A 23820-nucleotide genomic window follows, 5' to 3' on the forward strand; every position below is an offset into this window, starting at 1 on the left:
GTCGTGGCAGTCGTACGTCGTACGTAGGGGCAGTGGAGAAGGAGAGAGGGGTCAGAGGCCGAGCGACTTGGCGATGATGGTCTTCATGACCTCGTTGGTGCCGCCGTAGATGCGCGAGACACGGGTGTCGGCGTACAGGCGGGCGATCGGGTACTCGGTGACGTAGCCGTAACCCCCGTGCAGTTGCAGGCACTTGTCGATGACGCGACCGGCGACCTCGGTGCAGAACAGCTTCGCCTTCGCGGCGTCGGCGACGGACAGCTCGCCCTCGTCGTGCAGTTCGAGGGCTCGGTCGGCCATCAGCTGCGCGGCCTCGACCTCGGTGGCGCACTCGGCGAGCACGAACTTGGTGTTCTGGAAGTGGGCGACCGGCTTGCCGAAGACCGTGCGTTCCTTCACGTAGTCGGTGGCGAAGCGCAGCGCCGCCGCGGCCGTCCCCGAGCCGCCGAGGGCGATCATCAGGCGTTCTTGGGCGAGGTTGTGGGACAGGTAGGAGAAGCCCTGCCCCTCCTCGCCCAGCAGGTTCTCGGCCGGCACCTTGACGTCCACGAAGGCGAGTTCGGCGGTGTCGGAGGCCTTGAGCCCGATCTTCTGGAGCTTGCGGCCGACGGAGAAGCCCTCGCTTGCCGACTCCACGACGAGGATCGACAGGCCGCCACGACGGTCCTCGGGATCGTAGGGCGCGGTGCGCGCGACGACGAGGACCAGGTCGGCGAGGGCGCCGCCGGTGATGAACGTCTTGGCGCCGTTGAGGACGTAGTGCGTTCCGTCGGCGGAGCGTTCGGCCCTGGTCTGGATGTTGGCGAGGTCGGACCCTGTACCGGGCTCGGTCATGGCGATCGCCGTCATGAGGTCGCCGGAAGCGAAGCCGGGCAGCCAACGCTCCTTCTGCTCCTGCGTGGCGTACGTCAGCAGGTACGGCAGGATCAGATTCGAGTGCACCGAGTAGTTGCCGAAGGTGACACCGGCGCGCGTCGTCTCCTCGACCGCGACGGCCGCGAATTTGAGGCTGGCCTCGCCCGCGCCGCCGAACTCCTCCGGCACCTGGATGCCGAGTACGCCCAGCTTTCCGAGCCTGCGGTAGAAGTCGCGCGGCGGATGCCCCTGTTCCTCCCACTCCTGGTGGACGGGGGTGACTTCCTTGGCGATGAAGTCCCGCAGCATCCGGCGGAACGCCTCATGGTCCTCGTTGAACAGCGTACGGCGCACAGCGGCCCCTTCTGCCTGTGTAGAACGATCGTTAAGTTACGTCGGCCCGACGGGACCTGACAACCCGTCCTGACAACACGGCCCCATGGACCTTGCACCCGCGCGTCACGAGACCCCGCGCGGCACATGGAGGAGCGCCTCCTGGGTGACCGAGGCGACCAACTCCCCGTCCCTGGTCCAGAATTGCCCCTGTGCCAGGGTCCTGCCGTCACCGGCCACGACGCTGTGGCACGCGAACAGCAGCCACTCGTCGACGCGCGCCGGGCGGTGGAACCACATGGCGTGGTCGAGCGAGGCGAGCGCGATGCCGCGGGGTCGTGGTTCGCCGTAGGCCACCAGGGCGGTGGGGGCGAGCGGGGCGTCGCAGATGTAGGCGAGGACGCAGGCGTGCAGGCCCGGATCGTCGGGCATGGCGCCGACCGTGCGCATCCAGACGTAACGGTCGATGCGTCCGGCGTCGGGGTCGCGCTCCAATGGCACTTCGCGGTACGCGGTCGAGGTGTACAGCGGATGGTCGTGCGGCCGGTGCGTCCAGCCTTCGCGCAGCCCTTCGGGGCCCGGCACGTCGGGCATGCCGGGCTGGCGCCAACTGCCGCCCGGTTGAGGCTGCTTGAAGGAGACGCTCATGGCAAGGGACTCCTTGCCGTCCTGGACGCCGGTCACCTGCCGCATCGAGTAGCTGCGCCCGTCGCGCACCACCTCGGGCGTGAAGCGCACCGGCCGCTCGGGCGACAGGGCGCGCAGGAAATAGGCGTGCAGCGAGTGCACGACCCGGTCCGCGTCCACGCTGCGCCGGGCGGCGTCCAGTGCCTGGGCGAGGACGGCGCCGCCGTAGCTGCGGGCGGCCGCGCGGCCGGCATGGCAGTACCCCTCGTAGGCGCCGTCGCCGGTCGCCTCGACCTGGACGTGTCTGCCCTTCCCCAGCTCACCGAGGGCTACCGGGGCCGCGATGTCCGTCCCCTCGGACGCGTCCCGGGCCGTCGCCTCGTCGACCATGCCGCCGCTCACGTCTGTGCCACTCCCGCTCCGTCGGCGGCCGCGTACCGCTGCCGCAGGTCCGTCTTGAGGATCTTCCCGGCGGCCGAGACCGGGAGGGCGTCCAGGAAGTGGATCTCCCGCAGCCGCTGGTACGGGGCGACGTGCTCGGCCACGAACGCCATGAGTTTCTCGGCCAGTTCAGGGCCGCCCCGATGTCCGGAGCGCGGCACGACGTACGCGACGGGGATCTCGCCGACCCCGGAACGCGGCGCGCCGATGACGCTGGCGCCCGCGACGGCGGGGTGCCGGTGGAGCAGGTCCTCCAGCGGCGTCGGATACACGTTGTACCCCTTGTAGATCAGCATGTCCTTGGCCCGTCCGACCAGGTACAGCCAGCCGTCCTCGTCGACGCGCCCCAGGTCGCCGGTGCGCAGCCAGCCGCCCTGGAACTGCTCGGCCGTCAGGTCGGGGTGGCCCTGGTAGCCGTCGGTGATCTGCGGGCCGCGCGCCCACACCTCGCCGGTCCCACCGACGGGCAGGGCGGGGCCGCAGCCGAGGTCCCTGATCTCGACCTCGGTGTCGAAGACGGGGGCGCCGACGCTACCCTCGGGCACCGGGTTGTCGTCCACCAGCGGGTGCGCGGCGAGCGCCATGGTGGCCTCGGTGAGCCCGTATCCCTCGACGATCGTGGCGTTCGGGAAGAGCGTGGCGAGGCGGTGCATGGTGTCCGTGTCGACGGGCGCGGCGCCGGAGTTGACGCTGCGCACTGAGGAGAGGTCGAGCTCCTCGACGCCGGGCAGGGCGAGCAGGGCGTGGAAGAGGGCGGGCGAGCCGGGCACGGTGGTGACACCGTGCTCCTCGATGAGCCGCGCGAACCGGCGGGGTTCGAAGCGGCCCGCCATCACGACCGTGCTGGCCACCGCCACGCTGACGGACTGGCCGACGAGCCCCATGGCGTGGAAGAGCGGGGCGAGCGCCACGGCGGTGGCCTCGCCCGGGTTCAGGGTGTGCGCGGTCCGGGCCGCGGGCACGGATTCGAGCGTTATCCGGCCCTCGCTGTCGGTGCCGGGCACGGCGGCGCCGCGCCAGCAGGCCATCTGCAGGGCGTTCGCCAGGACGTTGCGGTGCAGCACGCGGACCGCCTTGGAGCGCCCTGTCGTGCCTCCAGTGAAGGCCAGGTGCGCCAGATCGTCCCCGGTGACGGCCACCCGCTCCCCCGGCTCGGCCGCCAGCAGCTCTTCAAGTGGTACGCCGCCGGGCTCGGCGCCCCCGTCGGCGGCGGGCGCGGTGGCCGTCGCCGGGACGAGGACTGTCAGGCGGACGCCCGGTGCGGCGGCCTTTGTGAGCGCGGGCGCGGTCGCCGGGTGGGTGAAGGCGGCGACGGCGCGCGCCTCGTCGAGCTGCTCGCGCAGCGCCGCGGGCGGCAGGGCCGGGTTGAGGGGGACGACGACCGCGCCGGCGAGCAGGATGGCGTAGTACGAGGCGGTGAACCAGGCCGAGTTGGGCTGGTGCAGCGCGACGGCGTCGCCTCGCCCGACGCCCCGTGCGCGCAGTCCGGCGGCCAGCCGCAGCGCGGTGTCGTACAACTCGCTGTAGGTGAAGGCGAGTTCGCCGTCGCGCAGGGCGGTGCGGTCGGGGTGGCGGTGGGCGGTTCCGGCGAGCAGGTCACCGACGGCGGCGTCGGGGTAACGGAGGCTCTGGGGCATGCCCGGGGGCACGTAGCGCGTCGTCAACCGACGATTCCCTTCTCGCGGAGTGTGTCGATGTCGTCGGGGGCGAGCCCGGCCAGCGTGGTGAGGACCTCCGTGGTGTCGGCGCCGACGCGCGGGGCGGGGGCGGGCTCGCCGGGTGGTGTGGTGGTGAAACGCGGCGCGGGCGAGGGTTCGGGGCCGCCGTGGGGGCCGCGCCGGTAGGTCGAGCGGGCGCTGTTGTGGGGATGCTCGGGCGCCTCGTTCAGCGACAGGACCGGGGACACGCAGGCGCCCTGCCCGTCGAAGGCGCGAGCCCATTCGTCGCGGGTGCGCGTGGCGAAGAGTCGCGCCAACTCGTCTTTCATCAACGCCCAGTTGGCGCGGTCGTGCTGGCGCGCGAACCGTTCGTCGCCTTCGAGGTCGAGGACGCGCAGCAGTGCCGCGTAGAACTGCGGCTCGATGGCGCCGACGGCTACGTGCCGGTCGTCGGCGCAGCGGTACACGGCGTAGAAGGGGGCGCCGCCGTCGAGCATGTTGACGCCGCGCTGGTCCTGCCAGCCGCCCTTGGCCAGGAACCCGTACGTCATGGCGAGCAGCAGCGCGGTGCCGTCGGTCATGGCGGCGTCGACGACCTGTCCCACGCCGCTGGTGCGGGCGTGCAGCAGCGCGCTCACGAGGCCGAGCGCGAGCAGCATGCCGCCCCCGCCGAAGTCGCCCACGAGGTTGAGCGGCGGCACGGGGTCTCCGTCGGCGGGCCCCATGGTGTGCAACGCCCCTGCTACGGCTATGTAGTTGATGTCGTGCCCCGGCTCCTGGGCGAGCGGGCCGTCCTGCCCCCAGCCGGTCATCCGTCCGTATACGAGCTTCGGGTTCGCGGCGAGCAGGACGTCGGGGCCGAGGCCGAGGCGTTCGGCGACGCCGGGCCGGAACCCCTCGATGACGGCGTCGGAGCGTCCGATCAACTCCCGTACGAGGGCGGCGCCTTCGGCGTCCTTGAGGTTGACGGCGACGGAGCTGCGGCCCCGCAGGATGACGGGGTGGGGGCTGTCCTTCCCGGCCTCGGCGGGGCGGTCGACCCTGATGACCTCGGCGCCGAGGTCGGCGAGCAGCATCCCGCAGAACGGGGCGGGCCCGATGCCGCCCAGCTCCACGACGCGTATCCCGGTGAGCGGACCGGCGCTCACCGGCCGGTCCAGCGCGGGGCGCGCTTCTCGGCGAAGGCGCGGGCCCCTTCACGCGCGTCGTCGGATTCCATCACCGGCCCCGCGATCTCCCGCATGCGCTGCCACTCCTCGTCGGCGGCCCAGTTGGGCGCGTTCGCGACGATCTCCTTGGTGGCGCGGACGGCGAGCGGCCCGTTGGCGGCGATGGCGCGGGCGAGCGCGAGAGCGCCGTCGAGTGCGGCGCCTGGTTCGGTGACCCGGTTGACGAGGCCGTAGGTGTGGGCTCGGTCGGCGTCCAGGAAGTCGCCGGTCAGGGCGATCTCGAGGGCGACGGAGTAGGGGATGCGCCGCGGCAGCCGCAGCAGCCCGCCCGCCGCGGCGACGAGCCCCCGCTTGACCTCGGGGATCCCGAACTTGGCGTCGCCCGCCGCCACGACCATGTCGCAGGCGAGCGCGATCTCGCAGCCGCCGGCCAGGGCGTATCCCTCGACGGCTGCGATGACCGGCTTGCGCGGCGGCGCCTCGGTGATGCCGGCGAGGCCGCGCCCCTCGATGCTCGGGGTCTCGCCCGTGAGGAACGCCTTGAGGTCCATCCCGGAGCAGAAGCTGCCGCCCGCGCCGGTTATCACGCCGACCACCTGGTCGTCCCTGCGGTCGAGTTCGTCGAGCGCGGCGGCCACGCCTTCCGCGACGACACGGTTGACCGCGTTGCGGGCCTCGGGGCGGTTGAGCGTGATGACGGTGATCCCGTCGGCACGGAATTCGCTGAGCACGGCGTCGGTCATTGCGGAGCTCCCGGAGTGGGTCGCGGACTGCGTACGCTGCGACGGAGCGGTCGACGACCGCTCCGCCCGGCACGGCTCGGCCTCGCCCACCCCGCATTGAACATTCGTTAAGCTACGAGGGTGGGTGCCGGGCTGTCCAGACCCGTGATCAATTCCGGGGTACGGCAGGGATGTTCACGCCGCGCGGCCGCCTGGAGGGAACTGTCGGGCCGTCAGCGACGCGTGACGAGGACCGGGCAGTCCGCGTGGTGCAGCAACGCCTGGCTGACCGAGCCGAGCAGCAGCCCCTGGAAACCTCCCCGGCCGCGCGCGCCGACCACGAGGAGGCTCGCCTCCTGCGAGGTCTCGATCAGGCTCGGGCGCACCCGGCCGTGCACCGAGCGGGCCTCCACCTCGACATCGGGGTGGCGGATCCGCCCGGCGGCCAGCGCCCCGGACAGCGTCTGCTCGCTGTCCTCGCGCAGCTTGTCCGTGTCGTACCAGAGCGGCGCGGGGCCGCCGGGGCCCGCGGGCCCCGTGCCGCTCCAGGTGTTCCACACGTGCACGGCGAGCAGGTCCGTCCCGCGGTGCGCGGCACTGTCGAAGGCCTCCTCGACCGCCGTCTTCGCGGCGTCCGAACCGTCGACGGCGACCGCGACGGGGCCCTCCGGCCGCGCCCGGCCGCGTACGACGAGGACCGGGCAGTCCGCGTGCGCGGCGAGGTGCACGGCGACCGAGCCGATCAGCAGGCCGGAGAAGGCGCCCAGGCCGCGGCTGCCGACGACGATCAGGTCGGCGTCGCGCGAACGGGCGGCCAGGACGGTGAGCGCTTCGCCCGTGACGACCTCGCCCTCGACCGGGGCGAGGCCGGGCTCCTCGGCGCGGACCCGCTCGACCGCCTCCGCGACGATCTCCTCGGCCCGTCGGCGCAGGCCCGCCTCAGGGGTGTCCTCGGACGACGAGCCGTGCCGAATCTTCACCATCGGCGAGGTGAACGCGTTCAGGACGCGCACGCCGAGTCCGCGCCGCCGCGCCTCGTGCGCGGCGACCGCGACCGCCTCAAGGCTCGAATCCGATCCATCGGCCCCGACCAGCACGTGGCCCGCCATGTGTGCGCTCCCTCGTCGGCTCTGCCGTCCTGCCTGCGTGGCTCCGCTCTCCAGCCTGACTCGGGGAGCGGCCCCTCGCACGGCGGGGCGGGTGGGAGCCCTGCGGGCCTGCCTTCAAAGTCCCGCCCGCTCGGCGGCGTGCGTGCCCGCCGCCGTCAACCGCTCACTCGTTCCCCTCGATCTCGATGTCTCCGGATCGCGTCGGCACCGCGTCCAGCTCGGCCAGCGTCGCCGCGTCGAGGGCGAGCGCGCCCGCCGCGACGTTCGCCGCGAGGTGGTCGGCGTTGGCGGTACCCGGGATCAGCAGGACGTTCGGGGCGTGGTGCAGCAGCCAGGCGAGGCCGACCTGGGCCGGGGACGCGCCCAGAGCCTCGGCGGCCGAGGCGACGGCGGGCTCGTCCGTCACCTTGGGCATGCCGGGGAAGGCGCTGCCCAGCGGGAAGTAGGGCACCCAGGCGATGTCCTCGGCGAGGCAGAGCCGCAGCATCTCCTCGTCGCCGCGGGCCACGAGGCTGTAGGCGTTCTGTACGCAGGCGATCCCTGCGGGCAGGCCCCGGCGCAGTTCGTCGATGCCCACGTTGCTGAGCCCGATGGCGCCGATCTTGCCCTCGTCGCGCAGGGCGGTCATGACGGCGAGCTGGTCGTCGATGTCGACTACCTGGTCGCCCTCGGCCCGCAGTCCGGGTCCGGTCTCGGCGCGGCGCAGGTTGACCAGCGGGACCTGGTCGACGCCGAGGCTCTTGAGGTTGTCCTCGACGCCGGCCCGCAGTTCATCGGGCCGTTGGGCGAGCCGCAGCCCGTGCGGTCCGCCCGTGTCGGGGGTGGCGCCGACCTTGCTGACGACGAGGACGTCGTCCTCGGGGCGCAGCGCCTCGCGGATGACCTCGTTGGAGAAGCCGTCCCCGTAGAACTGTGCGGTGTCGATGTGGTCGATGCCCAGCTCGACGGCGCGGCGCAGCAGCGCGACGGCCGCGGCACGGTCCGGGTCCAGGCGGGGCAGCTGCATCGCGCCGAATCCGAGGCGCGAGACGTCCCGGCCGAGGAGCCGTCCGGTGCCGCCGGGGCGCGGGGTGCCGTTCGCGGTGACGGCGGCAGGAGAGGAAGCAGAGGGAGAAGAAGCCGAAGAAGACGCGGAAGAGGTCATGGGAATCCCGCCTCGTGCGAAGATAGAGGAAACGGAGGAACCTCCGTTACGTCGAAGGTAGCACAACCGGAGGAGCCTCCGCTTTGCCTGCGTCCACGAATGCCCCGAACCCGACGCCCAGCGGGGGCAAGGCCGACCGTCCCGCCCGCGCGGACGCGCGCCGCAACCGGGAGAGACTCCTCACCGCCGCCCGTGCCGCCTTCACCCGGGACGACACGACGGTGGCGCTGGAGGCGGTCGCCCGCGAGGCGGGGGTCGGCATCGGCACCCTCTACCGGCACTTCCCCACCCGCGAGGCCCTCGTCGAGGCCGTCTACTCCGCCGAGCTGGACGCCGTGACCGATGCCGTCGAGCCCCTGCTCGGCGAGCTGCCCCCGCAGGACGCGCTGCGGGCGTGGATGGACCGATACGCGGACCTCGTCACGACGAAGCGCGCGATGGCCGGCAGCCTCACCCTCGCCCCGGCCTCCGGACGTGGTGTCACGGCGAACACCCGGGAGCGTCTGACCGCGGCGACCGCCTCGTTCCTGGACGCCGGGTCGCGCGCGGGCACGCTGCGCGGCGACGTGCCCGCCGACGACGTGATCACCATGCTGCTCGGCGTGTTCCTGTCCACGACGGCGGGCGACCGCGCGGACCGCGTCGGACCGCTGCTCGACCTGGTGGTGGACGCGCTGCGCCCGTACGAGGAGACGGACACGGACACCGGGGCCGCGTCGATGTAGCCTCACACACCCGCCCGCGGCCACGTGGCCACGTAACTGAGTGGCTGATCAGCACCGCATGCGTCACCGGCACACGTTTCGCCCCGCACACGTCGGCAAGGCACCCCACGGACGATGATCACTGCGTGGGGAGGCCAGATGCGGACAGTCGGTCACAACGCCGGCCGCGATGACAGCACGGACCCCGGGGCGGGCGGTTCGCGGCGGCGGGTGCTGCTCGCCGCGGGGGCGACCTCCGCGGCCGCGCTCATCGGCGGATGCGGGACGTCCGGGGCCGGCGACCGGCCCTCCGGTACCGAAAAGGCGGCACGCGGACCCTCGAAGTCCCCGCGCTCCCCCTCGCCCAGCCCGACCCACCACCGCCCCGAACTGCCGCGCGGCGGGCGCCGGTTGTTCCCCGAGCACCGGCTCGTCGGCTACTGCGGGCTGCCGGGCGCGACCGCGCTCGGCCGGCTCGGCACGGGTGACCTCGACGACCGTGTCACGGAGCTCGAGCGCCGCGGGCGCGCGTACGCCGACGGCCGCCGTGTGCTGCCCGTCCTCGAACTGCTCGCCACCGTCGCCAACCCCGGCGCGGGCCCCGACGGCACGTACCGCACGCGCACGCCCGACGCGACGATCCGCACCTTCCACGAGGCCGCACGCCGGCACAAGGCGCTGCTGCTGCTCAACATCCAGCCGGGCCGCGCGGACCCCCTCGACGAACTGAAGGCCCTGGAGAAGTGGCTCGCCCACCCGAACGTAGGCATCGCGCTCGACCCCGAGTGGGAGATGGATCCCGGCCAGATCCCCGGCGACACCTACGGACACACCAGCGGCCCCGAACTCACCCGGATCGCCGACCATCTCGCCTCGCTCGTGGACCGCCACGACCTGCCGGAGAAGGCGTTCGTCTACCACCAGGTCGCGGAGTCGGTCGTCCACGACGAACCGGCGCTCGACGTCCCCGAGGGCGTCGCCGTGATCAAGAGCGCCGACGGCATAGGCAGCCCCCAGCTCAAGCGGCACACCTGGGACCGCCTGGTCGACAAGATGCCCGACCGGCTCCACACCGGTTTCAAGCTGTTCCTCGACGAGGACACCGAGGGCGGCACCCACCTGATGACCCCCGACCAGGTCCTCGGCCTCCGCCCGCGCCCGTCGTACGTCATGTACGAGTGAGGTCGGCCCGTCAGCCCCGGGGCCGGTTGCGGCACAGGCAGAACGGGTGCCCGGCCGGGTCGAGATAGACCTGCCAGCCGTAACCCTCCTCACCGACGAAGCTCTTCTGGAAGGTGGCACCCAGCTCGGTCGCCCGGCGCCCCTCGGGCTCGAACTCGTCGACCTCGAAGTCGAGGTGGAACTGCTGCGGGTGCTCCTGCCCGGGCCAGCTGGGCGGCCGGTAGTTCTCGACGCGCTGGAACGACAGCTCGATGCCGTCGTTGCGCAGGTTCACCCACTCCTCGGTGCTGATGCCGGTGTTGATCTCCCAGCCGAGCAGCTCGGCGTAGAACCCGGCGAGCTTCCACGGGTCGGGACAGTCGAGGATGACATCGGTGAACGTCAGCATGACGTCAGCATAGATCCGGGCATGCCCGCTCCAGGGGTGATCACAGCTCTGGAGGAGTCGCCCCCCGGACATTCCCGCCCGGGCTGTCCCAGGGGTGCCGCCCCAGGCGGTATTGATATCGCGGTCCTCTCAATAGCCTGCAACAAGATATTTGTGGGGTATGGGGTCCGCTCCCTACGCTGAAGCGCAACGAGGGCCCCGCCGAACCGCAACAAAGGGGCAGTCGGATGGAATTGAGGCACCTGCGCTACTTCGCGGCCGTCGCCGAGACACGTCACTTCGGCAAGGCCGCGCAGGCGCTGCACATGGCTCAGCCGCCGCTCTCCCAGGCGATCCGCCGCCTGGAGACGGAGCTGGGTGTGGAGCTGTTCACCCGCACCACCCGGCAGGTGTCCCTGACCGGCGCGGGTGAGGTGTTCCGCACCGATGTGGAGCGCATCCTCACGTCCGTCGACGAGGCGGTGGCCCGCGTGGGTCGGTTCGCCACCGGCGTCGAGGGGGTGCTCCGGGTCGGTCTGACCGGGTCCGCCTCGTACCGCCAACTGCCGTCCCTGGCACGGCTGGTGAAACAGGAGATGCCGCACGTACGGATGGAGGTGCACACGGAGATGCTGACACCCGCCCAGGAGCTCGGCCTCATCGAGCGGCGCCTCGACGTCGGCGTGCTGCGCCCGCCCATCCGCCAGGAGGGCATCGCGCACCGGCTGATCGCCGACGAACCGCTCATCGCGGCCGTACCGGAGGGCCACCGGCTCGCCGACGCCCAGGACATCCGCGTCGAGCAGCTGCGCCACGAGGACTTCATCATGTACGGCGCGACGCTCGGCTCCGTCGTCAACGACGCCGTCGTCCGCTCCTGCCTGGCCTCGGGTTTCTATCCGCACCGCGCGTACGAGGTCACCGAGACCTCGGCCGCGCTCGCCCTGGTCGCCGCCGGTCTGGGGGTGGCGGTGCTGCCCGCCTCGATCCGCTCCGCGCCCCGCGAGGGCGTGGTGTGCCGGGCGATCGAGGACGCGCTGACCGTGCCGCTGGCGCTGGCCTGGCGCCGCGAGGACGAGACACCACTGATCAGGCAGCTCCTTGACGTCCTGGAGCGGCACGACCTGTTCGCACGAGAGACCGAGGAAACCCTATGAGCACCGGGGGAATGACATGAAGATCGTCAAGGTGGAGGCCATTCCCTTTGCCATTCCCTACGTCAAGCCGCTGCGGTTCGCGAGCGGCGAGGTGCACACCGCCGACCATGTGCTGGTCCGCGTGCACACCGACGAGGGCCTGGTGGGAACCGCCGAGGCGCCGCCCCGCCCCTACACGTACGGCGAGACGCAGGAGTCCGTCGTCGCGGTGATCGAGAAGATCTTCGCGCCGCAGATCCTCGGACTCACCGTCCTGGAACGGGAGGCGGTGCACGCCCGCCTCGACCGGACCGTGGGCAACCCGGCCGCCAAGGCCGCCGTCGACATGGCCCTGTGGGACCTGCTCGGCCAGCACGCGGGACTGCCGGTGTCCGGACTGCTCGGCGGCTTCGGCGACCGGATGCGCGTCAGCCACATGGTCGGCTTCGCCCCGGCCGACGCGATGGTCGCCGAGGCCGAACGGATCCGGGACACGTACGGCATCACCACCTTCAAGGTGAAGGTCGGCCGCAACCCGTACTCCGAGGACGTCGCCGCCTGCCGGGCGCTGCGTACGACCCTCGGCCCGGACGTGGAGCTCTACATCGACGGCAACCGCGGCTGGTCGCCGTCGGACGCGGCCCGCGCCCTGCGCGAGATGGCCGACCTGGACCTGACGTTCGCGGAGGAACTCTGCCCCGCCGACGACGTGTTGGGCCGGCGGTGGCTCGTCGCACAGAGCCAGGTCCCCTTCATCGCCGACGAGAGCGCGACCCGGGCCGCCGAGGTCACCCGCGAGCTGCTCGGCGGCTCGGCGACCGCCATCAGCATCAAGACCGCCCGCACCGGTTTCACCGCCTCCCAGCGGGTGCTGCACCAGTGCGAGGGCCTCGGCGTCGAGGTGGTGATGGGCAATCAGATCGACGGGCAGATCGGCACGTTGTGCTCGGTCGCGTTCGGCGCCGCCCACCGCACCTCCTCCCTGCACGCCGGCGAACTCTCCAACTTCCTCGACATGTCCGACGACCTGCTCACCGAGCCGCTCACCGTCGCGGACGGGACGCTGCGCGTCCGCGAGGGCGCGGGCCTCGGGATCGACATCGACCCCGAGAAGCTGGCCCGCTACCGCCAGGACGTCTGACACACCCCACGACACCTCCACTCCATCAAGGACGGGACACACCATGACCGACACCGCCACCGAGCAGGCCACGGCCGCCGCATCGGGCAACGCGGCCACCGAGCAGTTCCGCAGCAAGCAGCGCGCCGGGGCCCCGGCCGCCGACACCGGGCGGGTGAACACCCTCGTCTCCGAACTCCTGGGCGCCACCCACGACATCATCCGGCGCCACAAGGTGACCTACGCCGAGTACGACGCGCTCAAGTCGTGGCTGATCCAGGTCGGCGAGGACGGCGAGTGGCCGCTGTTCCTCGACGTGTGGGTCGAGCACGTCGTCGAGGAGGTCGCGAACCAGAACCGTGAGGGCAGCAAGGGCACCATCGAAGGCCCGTACTACGTCCCCGACGCCCCGGAGCTGCCCGCCGAGGCCACCCTGCCGATGCGCGAGGACGAGGGCGGCACACCGCTGCTGTTCCAGGGCCAGGTGCGGACGGTGGACGGCACCCCGCTGCCGGGCGCCACCATCGAGATGTGGCACGCCGACGACGACGGCTTCTACTCCCAGTACGCTCCCGGCCTGCCGGAGTGGAACCTGCGCGGCACGGTCGCCGCCGACGAGCAGGGCAACTTCAAGATCCACACGGTGCAGCCGGCCCCGTACCAGATCCCCACCGACGGCTCCTGCGGCAAGCTCATCTCGGCCGCGGGCTGGCACGCCTGGCGCCCGGCCCATCTGCACCTCAAGGTGTCGGCGCCCGGCCACCAACTCGTCACCACCCAGCTGTACTTCAAGGGCGGCGAGCACGTGGCCGACGACATCGCGGACGCCGTCAAGCCCGAGCTGATCCTCGATCCGACGCCGGTCGCCGCGGGCGACGGGCGCGAGGTGACGTACGACTTCGTTCTCGACAAGGCGTGATGCACGATGCTGTTCGCCGTACGCATGGACGTCGACATCCCGCGCGACCTCGCGCCGGACGACCGCGCCGACCTGGTGGCCCGCGAGAAGGCCTACTGCCAGGAGCTGCAGAAGTCCGGTGAGTGGGTGCACATCTGGCGGTGTGTCGGCCAGTACTCCAACCTCAGCGTCTTCGACGTCGCCGACAACGAGGCACTGCACCGCATCCTGTGGAACCTCCCGCTGTTCCCCTTCATGTCCATCGAGGTGACACCGCTGGCCCAGCATCCGTCGGACCTCGCCGCCGGGGGCCCGGGGCAATGACGGCCGGCACCGCCGAGGTGCGACGCCAGGGCAGGCCGGGGCGGCACCTGCTGCACCACGAGGTGAGCGGTCCGGCCGACGGGCCGCCGCTCGTCCTCGGCCCGTCCCCCAATTCCACTACGCAGGCATCTCTCTGGGCGGCGCCGTCGGAGCCCACCTCGCCGCCCATCACCCGGACCGCATCGCATCCTTGGCCCTGGTCTGCTCCTCGGCACACTTCGGCCCGCCCGGCCCCTGGCACGACCGGGCCCTCCTCGTCCGCGACGAGGGCATGGCTCCGCTGCTTGCGACCTCTCCGGGCCGCTGGTTCGGCGACGAGTCCTTCGCCACCACGAGCTCCGGTCGCCGCCTGCTCGACGCGCTGGCGGTGACGGACCCCGAGGGCTACGCGGCCTGCTGCGACGCCCTCGCCACGTACGACCTGCGCGACCGCCTCGCGGACATCACCGCGCCGACACTGGTCGTGGGCGGTTCGCAGGACGTGGCGACACCGCTTCCGCATGCCCACGAACTCGCGGCCGGCGTCCCGCGGGGCCGACTGGAAGTCCTGGAGTGCGGTCATCTGGCCGCCGAAGCGGGTGCACCACTGCTGGACGCGCTGCGGGGGCACCTGAGCCGCGGCCCCGCCCGCTGAAATATGATCACGCCATGCCCGACACCACCGCGAAAACGCCCGGACGGCCCGCCCCGACCAGCTGGAGCAGCTCCGAGCTCCCCGTCGCGATCATGACGGAGGTCGCGGCATGAAGATCTCGCAGCGTGCGCGGAACGTCGCCCCGTTCTACGCGATGGAGTTCGGCAAGCAGGCCGCGGAGCTGGAGGCCGCAGGCCACCACGTCGTCAAACTCAGCATCGGGGAACCGGACTTCGGGGCGCCCCCTGCGGTGCGGGAGGCGATGCGCGAGGCCATGGACGGGCGGCCACTCCCCTACACGCAGGCGCTGGGCCTGCCCGCGCTCAGGGAGGCGATCGCCGGTTTCTACCGGGAGCGGCACCACGTCGAGGTCGACCCGTCCCGCGTCGTCGTGACCGCCGGTGCCTCCGCCGCCCTGGTGCTGGCGACGGCGGCTCTCGTCGACGCCGGCGACGAGGTGCTGATCGGGGACCCCTCGTACCCGTGCAACCGGCAGATCGTCGAGAGCTTCGGCGCGCACGTCACCCTCGTACCCACGACCGCGGAGACCCGCTTCCAGCTGGACGCGGCATCGGTCCGGAAGCACTGGACGGACCGGACGTCGGGCGTCATGGTCGCCACGCCCTCGAACCCGACCGGGACCTCCGCGCCGATCGACGAGCTCGACGCGATCTGCCGGTTCGCACGCGAGCGCGACGCGTGGCGGATCGTCGACGAGATCTACCTCGACCTCAGCGACCACGACGAGCAGGGTCGGCCGCCGCGCAGCGCGCTGTCGGTCGACCCGGACGCCATCGTCATCAACAGCTTCTCGAAGTACTTCGGCATGACCGGCTGGCGGCTCGGCTGGTGCGTCGCGCCGAAGGAGCTGGTCCCGGCGCTGGAGCGGCTCGCCCAGAACTACTTCCTGTGCGCCTCGGCCCCTGCCCAGCGGGCCGCTCTGGCGTGCTTCACCCCGGCGTCCCTCGCGGTCTGCGAGGAGCGCCGCACCGAGTTCGGCGAGCGGCGCGCGCTCGTCCTCGACGGCCTGCGGCGGATCGGTCTGCCCGTGCCTGTCCCGCCCGACGGCGCGTTCTACGTGTACTTCGATGTCGCCGGCACCGGTCTCAGCTCGTGGGAGTTCTGCGAGCGGGCCCTGCAGGAGGCACATGTGGCGCTCACCCCGGGCCGCGACTTCGGAACGCACACGGCCGACACACACGTACGGCTGTCGTACGCGGCGTCGGCCGATGAACTGCGCGAGGGCATCGAGCGGTTGGGCGGGTTCGTGGCCACCCTGCGGTGAACCTGAACAGCGGCGCCCTCAGAGCGGGTAGGTGATGACCTCCGAGAAGCTCACGCTGACCCCGCCCGGGGCGACGAAGTTGGCGATGTCGTCGGCGCCCGCCTTGCCGGCCGGTGTGGCGAGCGCGGCGAACGCGTCCTCCTTGGAGTCCCAGTCGAGCGCCGCGACCACGAAGTGCGGCGGCCGCGAGCCGTCGGGCATCTCGGACACGCTCCACTGGAAGGAGCGCAGCCCCGGCGTCTGGGAGGCCAGCGGCGCGTGCACCTCCCGGTAGTGCTTCAGGAACTTCTCGGGGTCGGCGGGGTGATCGTAGATGACGGTCATCCGGTACATCGGTCGGCCTCCTCGTGGCACGGTCCGCTCAAGGTGAGGGCCGTGTTCGGCACGGCCCTCCCGCACCACTGTCACCTTCCCCGGCCGGGACGGAGCAGTCCGGCTACTTCTGCGACCCGTCCTGCCCCTTGTCCTTGTCCGCTCCCAGATACTTCTTGGCGTGGTCCTGGGCGGAGTCGACCTGGGAGCGGTACTTGTTCCCAGTCTTCTTGTCCACGGCGTCGCCCGCCATGTCGATGCCCTTGCCGGCCTGGGACTCGCGCCCCTTGATCATCTGCTTGATCTTGTCCATCGCAGACATTGCAACCTCCTCGTGGACCTCTCCTGTCATCCAGGATCGCCCCTGTGGGCGTTGCTCGCATGCGCGCGCATCCGCGGGGGCACGAAGCGGGACCCCGGGCACGCCCCAGGTCACAGCACGCGCAGCGTCCCGTACGCGCGCGTGGTCGAGCTGGTCCCCGCGTACACGTCGAAGCGTCCCCGCTCGACGCGGAAGGTGCCCGCCGGGTCGTTGGTCCAGAAGCCCAGGTCCTCCTCGCCGAGGGTGAAGGTGACCGTGGTCGCGGCGCCGGGCGCGAGGGTGACCCGTCGGAAGCCGCGGAGCTTGCGGACGGGCTGGGCAATGCTCGCCGCGACGTCATGGACGTACAGCTGGACGGTCTCGTCGCCGGCGCGGTCGCCGGTGTTGGTGACCGTGACGGACACGTCGACCGTGGCGCCGTCGCCCAGTTCGTCCCGGGTGAGCGACTCGCGGGACAGTGTCGGGGTCGATGTCGTGAACGTCGTATAGCTCAGGCCGTGGCCGAAGGGCAGGCGCGGGCCGTCCTCGAGGTCGAGGTACTTGGAGGTGTACTTCTCGTCCGGGTCGTAGGGGCGGCCCGTGCTCTCGTGGTTGTAGTAGACGGGGATCTGGCCCACCGCGCGCGGGAACGTCACCGGCAGCTTGCCGCCCGGGTTCACCGCGCCGAACAGGGCGTCCGCGACCGCGCTTCCCGCCTCGATGCCGCCGTGCCAGGCCTCGAGGACGGCGGGCGCCGCGTCGTACCAGTCGCCGAGGACCAGCGGCCTGCCGTTGACAAGCACCACCACGTACGGCTTGCCGGTCGCGGCGACCGCGGCGATCAGCTCCTCCTGGCCCGCGGGCAGCCCGATGTCGGCGCGGGCCGCGGCCTCGCCGCTGAGCGCCGGGTCCTCCCCGACGACGACCACGGTGACGTCCGCCTCGCGGGCCGCGTCGGCCGCCTCCGTAGGGTCGGCGCCCGCGTGCGTGACCAAAGCCGACGGGGCCGCGTCGCGCACCGCGTCCACGACGCTCACCGACGGGAAGCGGCGGCAGCCGGGGCCCGCCCACGTGCCGTGCAGGTCGGTCGAGCCGGCGAAGGGGCCGACGACGGCGACCGAGCCGACGTCCGGCGCGAGCGGCAGCGCCGACGCCTCGTTCTTGAGCAGAACCATGCAGCGCGCGGCCGCCGCACGGGCGGCCGTACGGGCGGCGGGGCTCGGTTCGGTGATCTCGACGGACTCGTCGCAGTACGGGGTGTCGAACAGGCCGAGCGCGTACTTCAGGCGCAGGACGCGGGCGACGGCATCGTCGAGGCGGTCGAGCGGCAGCTCACCCGACGCGACCAGGCTCTCGCCGTGCTCGGTGATGTTCGTGGAGACCATCTCCATGTCCATCCCCGCGGTGAAGGCGAGGGCTGCGGCGTCCGCGCCGTCCTCCGCGAAGCCGTGCGCGATCAGCTCCTGGACGCCCGTGTAGTCGCTGACCACGAAGCCGTCGAAGTCCCACTCGTCCTTGAGTATCGCCCGCATCGTGTGCGCGTTGCCGTGCGCGGGAACGCCGCCGACCGTGTTGAACGCGGCCATCACGGTGGCCGCGCCCGCGTCGACCGCGGCCTTGAAGGGCGGCAAGTAGTGGTTGCGCAGCCGCTGTTCGGACATGTCGACCGTGTTGTAGTCGCGGCCACCCTCCGCGCCGCCGTACGCGACGAAGTGCTTGGCGCAGGCGGCGAGCCGGTCGTCGTGCGCAAGCTCGCTGCCGTCGGCCGCGCCCTGGTGGGCCCGGATCTTGGCGACGGCGTAGACCGCGTTGAGGTACGGGTCCTCCCCTGAGCCCTCGGCGATCCGGCCCCAGCGCGGCTCGTGCGTCACGTCCATCATCGGGGCGAACGTCCAGCGCACCCCGTTCGTCCTGGTCTCGGCGTTCGCCACCTCGGCGTCGCTCCGGGACACCTCGGGGTCGAAGGCGGCGGCCTGGGCGAGCGGGATCGGGAACGTGGTCCAGAAGCCGTGGATCACGTCGAGGCCGAAGAGGAGCGGGATGCCGAGCCTGGACTCCTCGACGGCGATGCGCTGCAGCGCGTTGGTGTGCGCCGCGCCGTGGATGTTCAGGACGGAGCCGAGCCGTCCCGCCCGCGCGGCCTCCTCCGTCTCGGCGGTCTGCCCGCCGCCGGGCCCTGTCTCGCCGGTCCACGTCAGCTGCTGGAGCTGCCCCAGTTTCTCCTGGACCGTCATCCGGTCCAGCAGTTCCTTGACTTGTGGTTCGTACGCTCGCAGCACGGGGTGACCTCGAAGCCTTCTCTGCCTGTTGCCGTATCGATGTCCGCGAAGTTAACGTTCTCGCGCGGCATGAATGTAAGCGCATTCAATTGGTGGCGACAAGGCCCCCACCGGGCCTTCCCGGAGGTTTCCCATGACGGACGACGAATCGGGACTGCTCCGGGTCATGACGCTCAACCTGCATGTGGACTGGCCCGGTTCACCCCGTCCGTGGCGCGGGCGCCGCCCGCTCGTCGCGGAGCTGCTGCGCGCCGCGCGGCCCCATCTGCTCGGTACGCAGGAGGGTCTGCGGGAGCCGCTGCGCGACCTCGCCGACGATCTCGGGCGCGAGCGCTACGCGTGGGTGGGGCAGGGCCGGGAGGGCGGCGAGAGCGGCGAGTTCATGGCCGTCGGCTACGACCGCGAGCGCCTTGAGGCCCTGGAGCACGGCGACTTCTGGCTGTCCGACACACCGGAGGTGCCGGGTTCGGAGACCTGGGGCGGCGGCTGCCCGCGCATGGTGACGTGGCTGCGGCTGCGCGACCTCGCGACCGGCACCGAACTCCTCGCCGCGAACACGCACTTCGACCATGCGAGCGCGCACGCACGTAACCGCGCCGCCCACCTCCTTGCGGACCGTCTGGACTCCCTCGCCCCGGGCATCCCCCGCATCGTGACCGGCGACTTCAACACCGCCGCGGGAAGCGATGTGCATGCGGCGCTGCTCGACGCGGCGGGCCTGGTGGACGCCTGGGAGGTCGCCGAGCGCCGCGGGCCCGCCCTCGGCACCTTCCACGACTACGGCACACCGGAGCCGGACGGCGAGCGCATCGACTGGATCCTCGTGTCACCGGGCACGCTGGTCCGCGAGGTCGTGCTCGACGAGTTCACCCGGGACGGCCTGCGCCCGACGGACCACCTGCCGGTGCGCGCGGAGGTACGAGTCCCGCACACGCCCGCCCGCTGACCACAACCACCCGCACCCCGAAGGACGTTCACCGTGTCGCAGTCCGACCGACGCCCCGCCACCGAGTGGCTCGCCGACGCCGTGCTCTACCAGATCTATCCGCAGAGCTTCGCCGACTCCGACGGGGACGGCATCGGCGACTTCGCCGGGATCGAGGCGCGGCTCGACCATCTGTCGTGGCTCGGCGTGAACACCGTCTGGCTCAACCCCTGCTTCGCCTCCCCGTTCCTGGACGCCGGGTACGACGTCAGCGACTACTTCTCCGTCGCGCCCCGCTACGGCACCAACGACGACCTGGCCCGCCTCGTCGAGGCCGCCCGCGGCCGCGGTATCCGCGTCCTGCTCGACCTGGTGGCGGGACACACCTCCGACGCGCACCCCTGGTTCACGGCGTCCGCGAACGACCCCGCCGACCAGCGCTACATCTGGGCGAACCCCGAGGACCCGGCCACGCTCCCCGGCGGCTTCGTCGCCTCGCCCGGCAGCCGGCCCGGCTTCTACCTGCCGAACTTCTTCGAGTCGCAGCCCGCCCTCAACTTCGGCTACGCACGCCAGGATCCGGCCGAGCCGTGGCGCCTGCCGGTCGACGCCGAGGGCCCGCGCGCCAACCGGCAGGCGCTGCGCGACGTAATGGACCACTGGCTGTCGCTCGGCCTGTCCGGCTTCCGCGTCGACATGGCGGCGTCGCTGGTCAAGGACGACCCCGACCAATCGGCGACCTCGGCGCTGTGGCGGGAGCTGCGCGGCTGGCTGGACTCCGCGCACCCGCACGCCGCGCTGCTCTCCGAGTGGGGCGACCCGGCGACCTCGGTCCCCGCCGGTTTCCACGGCGACTTCTTCCTCCAGTTCGGCCCCGTCCAGGACGGCATCGCCCTGCGGTCCCTCTGGAACAACTTCGAGGGCACGGTGAGCGAGCCCTGGGAGCCCCTGGAGCCGTACTTCGGGGCGGAGGCGCAGGGCTCCCCGCGTACGTTCCTCGACATCTGGCGCTCGACGACCGACACCATCGGCGACGCCGGGTTCGCCTGCCTGCCCACCGCGAACCACGACTTCTCCCGCCTGTGCTGCGGCCCGCGCACGGCGGAGCAACTCCCCGCCGCGTTCGCCTTCCAGCTGACCTGGCCGACGCTGCCGGCGATCTACTACGGCGACGAGATCGGCATGCGCTACGTCCCCGGCCTGCCCGACCACGAGGGCAGCCGGCTCGGCCCGCGCTACAACCGGGCCGGTTCGCGTACGCCGATGCAGTGGGACGCCACCGAGAACGCGGGCTTCTCCACCGCCCCGGCCGACAAGCTGTACCTGCCGCTCGACCAGGAACCGGCCCGGCCGAACGTCGCGGACCAGCGGGCCGACCCGAACTCGCTCCTCCACCTGGTCCGGCGCCTGATCGAACTGCGCAGCTCACGCCCGGAGTTGGGCTCCCGGGGCTCGACCCGTGTGCTGCACGACGGGTACCCGCTGGTGTACGTACGCGGTGAGCACCATCTGGTGATCGTCAACCCGGGCCGCGACGCCACCACGTTCGAGCTGCCGTCCGCGTACGCGGGCCGGGCCGCGACGCCGCTGCTCGCGCAGGGCGTGGAGGTGGCCGGAGGAGCGGTGCGGGCGGCCGGGTTCGGCTTCGGGATCTTCGAGTTCTGACGTATTCGATTTCTGACGTATGCGAGTTCTGGCGTGGACGTCAGTGGGGGCCGGCCACGGGGACGGCCCCCACTGACGCGTCTCTCTCAGCCCTTGCGGACCGTGAACTCTTCGCGCCGCACACGCAGCACCGTTCGCCCGCCCTCGGTCGACACCTTGGCGCCCACGCACTGTGCCGGGCCGTCGACGGCGACCACGGCCTCGGCGCCCAGCGCGCGGAACGTGACCTGCCCGTCGCCGACACCCGTGATCTCGGCGGTGGCGTAGGCGAGGCGCAGGCCGCCCGCCGTCACCCCCAGCGGCAGGATCGCCGCGCTGCGGCCGGGGATGTGGAGGCGTTCGCCACCGAAGAGGGCCTTGCCCTTCTCGGTGACGGCGACGTCCTCCGCGTACCCGGAGGTGACGTTGAAGGTGTGCAGCAGGCGGCCGCCGTCGGCGTCGCGCGTGGTGAGCAGGAAGACGCCGGGGCGGGTGGCGGAGTGCCGCACGGCGGGTGTCGCGCCGAGTTCGCGGAAGGCGCCCAGCCAGAAGTCGAGGTCGCAGCGGTAGTCCGTGGCGACGACGACGGCCCGCCCCTTGCCGACGGGGATGTCGAAGCCGCAGCCCTTGCCGGTGGTGAGTTCGCGCAGGATCGTCGCGCCCCGGCTCGCCGTGCTCAACTGCGCTTTGCCCACGCGGATTTCGGCGATGCCCTCGGCCCAGCCGTGCGCGGACACGGACAGCCAGAACCGGTCGGCGTCGGTCATGGTCCTCTCGGGCCTCAGGCCGAGCGCGTCCTGGAGGACCGTGCAGGTGATGCCCGCCATGTCCTTGCCGGGCACCTTCCCGGACAGGACCAGCCTGCCGCCCGCCTCCAGGTAGCGCACCAGCCGCTTCTGCAGTGGGGCCGCGAGGTACTCGCCGGTGGCGAGCGCGAGCACCGGCACGTCCTTCGGGTCGACGTCCCCCGCTTGCAGGTTGATGCTTCGGTAGCGGAAGCCTCCGAGGAGCATGGCGCGGGTCAGGGCGCCGCCGGGACCGTATCCGCGGGTGCCCTGCACATCGGCGAGGACCGCGTCGGCCTTGTCCCGCCCGGGCGGGTGGTACTCGGTCAGGTAGTGGTCGGGTACGAAGGCCAGTGCCACGTCGTCGTACTCGGGTCGGGCCGTCGCGAGGAGCGGGGCGAGCGCGCGGACCGAGCGGGCGCTGCGGCGGGTCGGCTCGAAGCTGACGCCGCGCCGGCCCTCGGGGTCGACGGGCGCGGCGAAGCCGTGGCGTTCGCCGGTGATGCCGATGCGGTCGTTGCCGTCGCCCGTCGGCCGTTCGAGCTTGGGGTTGAATCCGCCTGCGAACAAGTAGTAGTTGAGCATCTTGTTGCCCTGGGCGAGGCAGAGGCGGGTCTTGAGCCAGGTGCTCTCGGCGTCGCTCTGGTCCGACAGGGTGTTGCCGTAGTCGGCGTGTCCGGCGTCGAACTCCAGAGCAGACAGGGGCTGTTCGTCGTCGCCGACCGCGTCCATGAAGGCGTTGATCAGGTACAGGTCGGTGACGTTGTGGACGTCGAGGTCGCCGAGGTAGAAGTCGGCGCCGGCGATCATTCCGGGCCTACCCGCGTAGGTCTTCATGAGCTGGCTGATACCGATGGGGAAGTTCTCCGCGGTGCCGCCGCCGGTGCCGTGGATGTTGATGCGGAAGGGGATGCCGGAGACGCCGCCGTCGTGCGCGTAGCGCTTCAACTCGTCGACGTAGCGGGCGAATCGGCCGCGCATCAACGTGCCGAGGTCGTGCATGAGCGCGGCGGAGTACGCGTCCTTGGGGGCGCGGATCGCCTTGTCGCGCTCGTCGGCGGACGCGCCCGCGAAGGGGTAGCGGCCCTTGAGACCGTCGCCGTATGTCGTGTCGAGCCAGTCGTTGAAGTCGGCCAGGAGGCCCGGGGTGAGGTTCGGGCCGTTGCTGACCCACGCCAACATGCCGATCTCGTTGTCGAGTTGGCAGGCGATGACGCCCGGCCGCCCCTTTCGGTGCAGGCGCTTGGCGAGCACCGGCATGACGGCCGCGTACCAGCGCTCGACCTCTTTGAGGTAGCCCGGGGCGAGGTAGTCGAGGGCGGCGGTGGTGGCCTCGGCGCCGTCCCAGCCGGTGCCGACGATCTCGGGATGTTCCTTGCCGACACGGAGCGGCACGCCCTCGCCCTTGAGTTCGGCCATGGTGAAGGGGCCCGGCCGGGCGATGACCTTGAAGCCGTTGTCGCGGCACAGGTCGAGGAAGGCGCCGAGGTCGCGTTCGGGACGGGTACGTCCGGTGACATCAAGGCTGCCCTCGCCGGTCTCGTGCCACATCCAGGGGATGTACGTGGCGATGGTGTCGAGCCCGGCCTCCTTCGCGCGGTCCAGGCGGGACTGCCAGTCCGCGCGCTTCAGCCGGAAGTAGTGGATCTCGCCGGCCATCACCACGGTGGGCTCGCCGTCGATCCACAACTGCTTGTCGCGGAAGGTGACATCGGCCTCGATGCGAGTGCCGGTGTCGGGCTCGGCGGCGGCGGCTTCGGTGGCGGTGCCGGCGCCTGCCGCGAAGCCGGCCGACGCGGCGGTGAGACCGGCGAGCACGGTGCGGCGGCGGGTGCCGGTGGTCGCCGTGGGCGGGGCAGGGTGCAT

22 protein-coding genes are annotated in these 23820 nt (G+C 71.9%); 10 read left to right on the forward strand and 12 right to left on the reverse strand.

The window, feature by feature from the left end:
* Window positions 1-51: 51 nt before the first annotated feature.
* The 7 genes from ACYSUO_RS01355 to ACYSUO_RS01385 all read right to left on the reverse strand — a co-directional run bounded on the left by ACYSUO_RS01355 (window position 52) and on the right by ACYSUO_RS01385 (window position 8058).
* Window positions 52-1209, reverse strand: coding sequence for an acyl-CoA dehydrogenase family protein (locus tag ACYSUO_RS01355; RefSeq protein WP_461774099.1), 1158 nt, complete (start codon window positions 1207-1209; stop codon window positions 52-54).
* Window positions 1210-1314: 105 nt separating this feature from the next.
* Window positions 1315-2217 carry an acyl-CoA thioesterase gene (locus ACYSUO_RS01360; RefSeq protein ID WP_461774100.1) on the reverse strand — a complete coding sequence of 301 codons (903 nt, stop codon included), beginning with the start codon at window positions 2215-2217 and terminating at the stop codon, window positions 1315-1317.
* Window positions 2214-3893 (reverse strand): class I adenylate-forming enzyme family protein, encoded by a 1680-nt coding sequence (locus ACYSUO_RS01365; RefSeq protein ID WP_461774101.1) that lies wholly within the window; start codon window positions 3891-3893, stop codon window positions 2214-2216. Before ACYSUO_RS01365 ends, ACYSUO_RS01360 begins: the two co-directional genes overlap by 4 nt.
* Window positions 3894-3916: 23 nt before the next feature.
* Window positions 3917-5062, reverse strand: coding sequence for a CaiB/BaiF CoA transferase family protein (locus ACYSUO_RS01370; RefSeq protein WP_461774102.1), 1146 nt, complete (start codon window positions 5060-5062; stop codon window positions 3917-3919).
* On the reverse strand, window positions 5059-5826 hold the full coding sequence (locus tag ACYSUO_RS01375; RefSeq protein ID WP_461774103.1) for a crotonase/enoyl-CoA hydratase family protein: 768 nt from the start codon (window positions 5824-5826) through the stop codon (window positions 5059-5061). The genes ACYSUO_RS01370 and ACYSUO_RS01375 overlap by 4 nt, the downstream gene beginning before the upstream one ends.
* Window positions 5827-6038: 212 nt before the next feature.
* The gene (locus ACYSUO_RS01380; RefSeq protein ID WP_461774104.1) at window positions 6039-6914 is read right to left on the reverse strand and encodes a universal stress protein; all 876 of its coding nucleotides are present in this window, start codon (window positions 6912-6914) and stop codon (window positions 6039-6041) included.
* A gap of 163 nt (window positions 6915-7077) precedes the next feature.
* Window positions 7078-8058 (reverse strand): aldo/keto reductase, encoded by a 981-nt coding sequence (locus ACYSUO_RS01385; RefSeq protein ID WP_461774105.1) that lies wholly within the window; start codon window positions 8056-8058, stop codon window positions 7078-7080.
* Between the two features lie 83 nt (window positions 8059-8141).
* Here ACYSUO_RS01385 and ACYSUO_RS01390 point away from each other — a divergent pair, with 83 nt between their 5' ends.
* Both ACYSUO_RS01390 and ACYSUO_RS01395 read left to right on the forward strand, forming a co-directional pair.
* On the forward strand, window positions 8142-8783 hold the full coding sequence (locus ACYSUO_RS01390) for a TetR/AcrR family transcriptional regulator (RefSeq protein ID WP_461774106.1): 642 nt from the start codon (window positions 8142-8144) through the stop codon (window positions 8781-8783).
* Between the two features lie 138 nt (window positions 8784-8921).
* Complete coding sequence (locus ACYSUO_RS01395) at window positions 8922-9944, forward strand: hypothetical protein (RefSeq protein WP_461774107.1); 1023 nt, start codon at window positions 8922-8924, stop codon at window positions 9942-9944.
* 10 nt (window positions 9945-9954) lie between these two features.
* On the opposite strand, the gene ACYSUO_RS01400 is transcribed toward ACYSUO_RS01395, so the two are convergent.
* Entirely contained in the window at window positions 9955-10332 is a 378-nt protein-coding gene (locus tag ACYSUO_RS01400) for a VOC family protein (RefSeq protein WP_461774108.1), read from the reverse strand.
* Between the two features lie 227 nt (window positions 10333-10559).
* On the opposite strand from ACYSUO_RS01400, the gene ACYSUO_RS01405 reads away from it, so the two are divergent.
* The 6 genes from ACYSUO_RS01405 to ACYSUO_RS01430 all read left to right on the forward strand — a co-directional run bounded on the left by ACYSUO_RS01405 (window position 10560) and on the right by ACYSUO_RS01430 (window position 15708).
* Window positions 10560-11468, forward strand: coding sequence for a LysR substrate-binding domain-containing protein (locus ACYSUO_RS01405; protein WP_461774109.1), 909 nt, complete (start codon window positions 10560-10562; stop codon window positions 11466-11468).
* A gap of 16 nt (window positions 11469-11484) precedes the next feature.
* The gene (locus ACYSUO_RS01410; protein WP_461774110.1) at window positions 11485-12588 is read left to right on the forward strand and encodes a mandelate racemase/muconate lactonizing enzyme family protein; all 1104 of its coding nucleotides are present in this window, start codon (window positions 11485-11487) and stop codon (window positions 12586-12588) included.
* 43 nt (window positions 12589-12631) lie between these two features.
* The gene (gene catA, locus ACYSUO_RS01415) at window positions 12632-13486 is read left to right on the forward strand and encodes a catechol 1,2-dioxygenase (RefSeq protein WP_461774111.1); all 855 of its coding nucleotides are present in this window, start codon (window positions 12632-12634) and stop codon (window positions 13484-13486) included.
* Window positions 13487-13492: 6 nt separating this feature from the next.
* Complete coding sequence (gene catC / locus ACYSUO_RS01420; protein WP_461774112.1) at window positions 13493-13789, forward strand: muconolactone Delta-isomerase; 297 nt, start codon at window positions 13493-13495, stop codon at window positions 13787-13789.
* Entirely contained in the window at window positions 13752-14423 is a 672-nt protein-coding gene (locus ACYSUO_RS01425; protein WP_461774364.1) for an alpha/beta fold hydrolase, read from the forward strand. Before catC ends, ACYSUO_RS01425 begins: the two co-directional genes overlap by 38 nt.
* Window positions 14424-14532: 109 nt before the next feature.
* Window positions 14533-15708, forward strand: a complete 1176-nt coding sequence (locus tag ACYSUO_RS01430) for a pyridoxal phosphate-dependent aminotransferase (protein WP_461774113.1) — start codon at window positions 14533-14535, stop codon at window positions 15706-15708.
* Window positions 15709-15726: 18 nt separating this feature from the next.
* Here the strand turns inward: ACYSUO_RS01430 and ACYSUO_RS01435 are convergent, their stop codons facing one another.
* The 3 genes from ACYSUO_RS01435 to ACYSUO_RS01445 all read right to left on the reverse strand — a co-directional run bounded on the left by ACYSUO_RS01435 (window position 15727) and on the right by ACYSUO_RS01445 (window position 18555).
* Window positions 15727-16041: an EthD family reductase gene (locus ACYSUO_RS01435; RefSeq protein WP_461774114.1), complete on the reverse strand. Its 315-nt coding sequence runs from the start codon at window positions 16039-16041 to the stop codon at window positions 15727-15729.
* Between the two features lie 103 nt (window positions 16042-16144).
* Complete coding sequence (locus ACYSUO_RS01440) at window positions 16145-16342, reverse strand: antitoxin (RefSeq protein WP_461774115.1); 198 nt, start codon at window positions 16340-16342, stop codon at window positions 16145-16147.
* Between the two features lie 110 nt (window positions 16343-16452).
* A complete protein-coding gene (locus tag ACYSUO_RS01445; protein ID WP_461774365.1) occupies window positions 16453-18555 on the reverse strand; it encodes a glycoside hydrolase family 3 N-terminal domain-containing protein in 2103 nt (700 codons plus the stop codon).
* A 178-nt stretch (window positions 18556-18733) separates the two neighbouring features.
* On the opposite strand from ACYSUO_RS01445, the gene ACYSUO_RS01450 reads away from it, so the two are divergent.
* Window positions 18734-19546 carry an endonuclease/exonuclease/phosphatase family protein gene (locus tag ACYSUO_RS01450; RefSeq protein ID WP_461774116.1) on the forward strand — a complete coding sequence of 271 codons (813 nt, stop codon included), beginning with the start codon at window positions 18734-18736 and terminating at the stop codon, window positions 19544-19546.
* Between the two features lie 33 nt (window positions 19547-19579).
* Entirely contained in the window at window positions 19580-21190 is a 1611-nt protein-coding gene (locus tag ACYSUO_RS01455; RefSeq protein WP_461774117.1) for an alpha-amylase family glycosyl hydrolase, read from the forward strand.
* An 86-nt stretch (window positions 21191-21276) separates the two neighbouring features.
* On the opposite strand, the gene ACYSUO_RS01460 is transcribed toward ACYSUO_RS01455, so the two are convergent.
* The gene (locus tag ACYSUO_RS01460; RefSeq protein ID WP_461774118.1) at window positions 21277-23820 is read right to left on the reverse strand and encodes a beta-galactosidase; all 2544 of its coding nucleotides are present in this window, start codon (window positions 23818-23820) and stop codon (window positions 21277-21279) included.

The organism is Streptomyces sp. UC4497 (genome assembly GCF_054871485.1).

Coding starts and splice junctions, on each gene's coding strand:
- ACYSUO_RS01365 (WP_461774101.1), bottom strand. CDS start 3,893: ATGCCCCAGAGCCTCCGTTACCCCGACGCCGCCGTCGGTGACCTGCTC.
- ACYSUO_RS01375 (WP_461774103.1), bottom strand. CDS start 5,826: ATGACCGACGCCGTGCTCAGCGAATTCCGTGCCGACGGGATCACCGTC.
- ACYSUO_RS01380 (WP_461774104.1), bottom strand. CDS start 6,914: ATGGCGGGCCACGTGCTGGTCGGGGCCGATGGATCGGATTCGAGCCTT.
- ACYSUO_RS01385 (WP_461774105.1), bottom strand. CDS start 8,058: ATGACCTCTTCCGCGTCTTCTTCGGCTTCTTCTCCCTCTGCTTCCTCT.
- ACYSUO_RS01395 (WP_461774107.1), top strand. CDS start 8,922: ATGCGGACAGTCGGTCACAACGCCGGCCGCGATGACAGCACGGACCCC.
- ACYSUO_RS01400 (WP_461774108.1), bottom strand. CDS start 10,332: ATGCTGACGTTCACCGATGTCATCCTCGACTGTCCCGACCCGTGGAAG.
- ACYSUO_RS01405 (WP_461774109.1), top strand. CDS start 10,560: ATGGAATTGAGGCACCTGCGCTACTTCGCGGCCGTCGCCGAGACACGT.
- ACYSUO_RS01410 (WP_461774110.1), top strand. CDS start 11,485: ATGAAGATCGTCAAGGTGGAGGCCATTCCCTTTGCCATTCCCTACGTC.
- catA (WP_461774111.1), top strand. CDS start 12,632: ATGACCGACACCGCCACCGAGCAGGCCACGGCCGCCGCATCGGGCAAC.
- catC (WP_461774112.1), top strand. CDS start 13,493: ATGCTGTTCGCCGTACGCATGGACGTCGACATCCCGCGCGACCTCGCG.
- ACYSUO_RS01430 (WP_461774113.1), top strand. CDS start 14,533: ATGAAGATCTCGCAGCGTGCGCGGAACGTCGCCCCGTTCTACGCGATG.
- ACYSUO_RS01435 (WP_461774114.1), bottom strand. CDS start 16,041: ATGTACCGGATGACCGTCATCTACGATCACCCCGCCGACCCCGAGAAG.
- ACYSUO_RS01440 (WP_461774115.1), bottom strand. CDS start 16,342: ATGTCTGCGATGGACAAGATCAAGCAGATGATCAAGGGGCGCGAGTCC.
- ACYSUO_RS01445 (WP_461774365.1), bottom strand. CDS start 18,555: ATGACGGTCCAGGAGAAACTGGGGCAGCTCCAGCAGCTGACGTGGACC.
- ACYSUO_RS01450 (WP_461774116.1), top strand. CDS start 18,734: ATGACGGACGACGAATCGGGACTGCTCCGGGTCATGACGCTCAACCTG.
- ACYSUO_RS01460 (WP_461774118.1), bottom strand. CDS start 23,820: ATGCACCCTGCCCCGCCCACGGCGACCACCGGCACCCGCCGCCGCACC.